The sequence below is a fragment of the Aeromicrobium sp. genome, assembly GCF_049586495.1.
In the GTDB taxonomy this organism is placed as follows: Bacteria; Actinomycetota; Actinomycetes; order Propionibacteriales; family Nocardioidaceae; genus Aeromicrobium.
The window spans coordinates 1-3,163 of sequence record NZ_JBAVCB010000196.1 but is presented as its reverse complement, the minus strand read 5'-3'; the positions used below and the strand labels follow the sequence as shown (position 1 = coordinate 3,163).

Annotated in this window: 4 protein-coding genes; 2 read left to right on the top strand and 2 right to left on the bottom strand. The window is 67.2% G+C overall.

Going from position 1 to position 3,163, the window contains the following annotated elements:
- Together WB508_RS10450 and WB508_RS10445 are read right to left on the bottom strand one after the other, a co-directional pair.
- A partial coding sequence (locus WB508_RS10450; RefSeq protein WP_423844824.1) for a substrate-binding domain-containing protein occupies nt 1–391 on the bottom strand: 391 nt, incomplete at its 3' end.
- Between the two features lie 143 nt (nt 392–534).
- A complete protein-coding gene (locus WB508_RS10445) occupies nt 535–1,461 on the bottom strand; it encodes an NUDIX hydrolase (protein ID WP_423844823.1) in 927 nt (308 codons plus the stop codon).
- Between the two features lie 45 nt (nt 1,462–1,506).
- Here WB508_RS10445 and WB508_RS10440 point away from each other — a divergent pair, with 45 nt between their 5' ends.
- Together WB508_RS10440 and WB508_RS10435 are read left to right on the top strand one after the other, a co-directional pair.
- A complete protein-coding gene (locus WB508_RS10440; protein WP_423844822.1) occupies nt 1,507–2,529 on the top strand; it encodes a hypothetical protein in 1,023 nt (340 codons plus the stop codon).
- 146 nt (nt 2,530–2,675) lie between these two features.
- Entirely contained in the window at nt 2,676–2,942 is a 267-nt protein-coding gene (locus WB508_RS10435) for a GIY-YIG nuclease family protein (protein WP_423844821.1), read from the top strand.
- Nucleotides 2,943–3,163: the final 221 nt, after the last annotated feature.

Genomic DNA, 3,163 nt, shown 5'->3' with positions numbered 1-3,163 from the left:
GCTTCAGCTCGTCGACACCCTCCAGGTTGAAGATGACCGCGATGGGGCTGACGTAGGTGGGAATCTCCACGACGTCGCCGCCGCAACGCTTTGAGGCGGCCTCCAGCTCCTCATCAGTCAGGTAGGCGTCCGATCCGGCGAAGGCCACGCCTCCGGCGATGAACTGCTCACGACCGGCGCCGGAACCGGCGGGGTCGTAGTTGACGGTCAAGTTGGGGTTGGCGGTTTGGATGCCGGCCTTCCAGGCGTTGACTGCGGCTTCCTGGGCGCTGGAGCCAGCGCCGTTGAGCCGGCCGGACAGCGACGACCCGGCAACGTCGCCGGCATAGCCAGGACGCTCGTTGACCGCCGCGCACGCGCCGAGGCTCAGGGCGAGTGCGAGGGCTGTCACAGCGGAAGAAGTGATGCGCAAAGACGTGCGGTTCACGGGTGTCCCTCCAGGGGAAACGGATGTGCTGACACCGTCAAGGTAGAAGTCGCAGGTGTCCGGGCATTCGGTACGAGGTGAACGCACGGTGAACGGGGCTGCAACGTTCACAGCTCAGGTTGTGACGCCGGTCTCTCGACGGACTCGGTCGCGAACACACGGCCCTTCCGGTGATGCACCACGACGCCCTCACCGGTGCCCAGATCGACCACGTCGGACCCGATGGCGTCAAAGATCCACGGCAGGGTCGGGCGGTGCGTCGCCAGCACCACGGGCTGCTTGAGATCCAGCAGTCCCTGAATCGATCGTTGCACCTGGCCAGCGCTGGTCTGCTCGCTGAGGCGGTCGTCGATCTGCAGGAAAGTTCCCACGCTGTCGGCGACGGGTTCGACCGTCTGCGTGCAGCGCAGCGCCGGGCTGCTGACCACTCGGCGTACGCCATAGGCGGCGAGCAACGGTTCCAACCGGCGTGCCCGGGTAGCGCCCGACCGGGTCAGGGGCCGGTCGTGGTCGTCGCCGGAAAAGTCCTCGCGGGCCTCCGCCTTGCCGTGCCGCAGGACGATCAAGGTGCGCGTGCGGTGTGCCTTGCTCTCGCGCATGGCGCGGAACTCTTCCAGCAGATCGCGGTCGTGCGAGTACGTCAGCAGCTCGCGCGCCTCTCTGGGACGCACCCACCGCACCTCGTCCACCTCATCGTTTGGCCGAAATGTGGACTCCGCCTTGTCGGCCTGGCGAGCCAGCCAGTAGCTGACGCGCTTGACCCCGGCCGACGTCGGATAGCTGACGGTCTGCAACGGGTGGCCCAGGCGCACCCGGATGCCGGCTTCCTCCCAGATCTCGCGCACAGCAGTCTCTTGCAGCGTCTCGCCGGGATCGGTCTTTCCCTTGGGAAAGGTCCAGTCGTCGTACGAGGGCCGGTGAATCACCAACAGATCGACGGGGGTGCGGTTCGCCGCATCGCGCTCGCGCCGTGAGACCGGACGTCGTCTCCAGACGATCCCGCCGGCGGCCGTCGTGATCCGATCACTTGCCATGCCCCGTATTGTCCACACCGTGCATGGACAGAAGGTGACCGAGGGGTGAACACCGAGTCTTCGCGCCTGCTGTGGCGGGTGACCGTCTCGCTGGTTCTTGTGGCCGGAGCACTCGGCGCTGGCTGGGCCGTGTCTCAGGGCGCGCAGCAGCGCTCGTCGCTCGCAACGGCGTTCGACGCCCTTCCCGCGTCGACCTTCACGATCGACTACACGTCCTGGTCCGACATCGAGGGCTCGCTGGACGACGCTGGCCTGGCTGGTCTCACGACCCGATCGGTCGTGGCGCCGTTGGACGCCGAGATGCAGGACGTGCTGGGTTGGGCCACGTCGGAGCTCGACTGGGAGGTCTACGGCCGTATCGACGGCGGTGCCATCAGCGCCCTCGGTCTCGGCGAGATCTCCGCAGAACTGGTCAGGGACTCATTCGCTGAAAAAGGATCGGTTGTCGACGGCGATCCCCGTGTCTTCCAGCTCGACGACGATGCCGACGTCAGCCGAGACTTCGCCTCGACCTTCAAGTGGGTGCGGGTGGTGCCAGAGCGCCATCTGGTGCTGGCTGCCGAGGACCAGCGCTCACTCGACGCCGCGACCGCTGTGGTCGTCGGCGGCGACCGCTCGCTGTTGAACGTGCGGATGCTGGCCGCCCTTGCTGATCGGTTCGACGCAGCCACGTCGGCGTTGCTGCTCACCCGCCAGCTCTTCTGCCGAGACTCGACCATCGAGCCGGACTCGGCCGAGGAGCGACAGCTGGCCGCGGTCCTCGGCTCGTCGGGACGCCTGGCCGATGCGGATTGGGGTGGTCGGGCGATCTTCGCCGGCGATCCTCAGCGCATCATCTTCGCCGCGGCGTTCGGGTCAGACGCCGTGGCTCGCGAACAGCTCCGGGTGCGCCGGCCACTGACGTCCGGCCCGTTCGTGGGTCGAGACGGCCAGGTCGCCGACTCGCTGCGCGACCTTCGTGCAGCAGAGTCCGACGGCGTCGTCAGCTTCGACTTCGCTCTGACCCCCTCGTCCGAACAGTTCATGACCGTCACCGGCCCTGTCCTCTTCGCCGGCTGCGCGCCCTGACCCGGTTCGCCAGCGCCGAGCTCTGCGAGGAGCGTGAGGGAGCGAGGAACGAGCGACCGAGGCGAGACCACGTGAGTATTTCGGCTCAAGCAGCCCTTGTGGAAAGCCCGCCGGTCTTCGGCCGCTGGGCGATAACGATGGCTGGTATGGCATTCATGTACATCCTCTTGTGCGCTGATGGCACGTTCTACACGGGAAGCACCCGCGACGTGCTGCATCGACTCGGTCAACACGAACGGGGTGACGGCGCGGAGTACACGAAGCGCCGTCGGCCGGTGACGTTGGTCTACTTCGAGGAGTTCGACAGGATCGACCATGCATTCCTGCGCGAGAAACAGGTGCAGGGGTGGACTCACGGTCGAAAGCGCATGCTCGTCCGTGACGGACGAGGCGTGCGGCCCGGTTCGACCTGACCAGCTCGCCAGCGACGAGCTCTGCGAGGAGCGTGAGGGAGCGCCAGCGACCGAGGCGTGCGATGGCGAGCCTGTTGGCTGTGGTTCGCCTCGGGCTTCGCCCTCACGGTCGCTTCGCCCTCACGGTCGCTTCGCTCCCTGGCGAATGGCCTGTTCGCCAGGGAGGCCGCTTGCGGCCGACTGTGAGGGAGCGCCAGCGACCGAGGCGTGCGATGGCGAGC

Excerpts from the sequence above, each read along its gene's own strand:
- WB508_RS10445 (WP_423844823.1), bottom strand. The coding sequence starts at position 1,461 with ATGGCAAGTGATCGGATCACGACGGCCGCCGGCGGGATCGTCTGGAGA.
- WB508_RS10435 (WP_423844821.1), top strand. The coding sequence starts at position 2,676 with ATGGCATTCATGTACATCCTCTTGTGCGCTGATGGCACGTTCTACACG.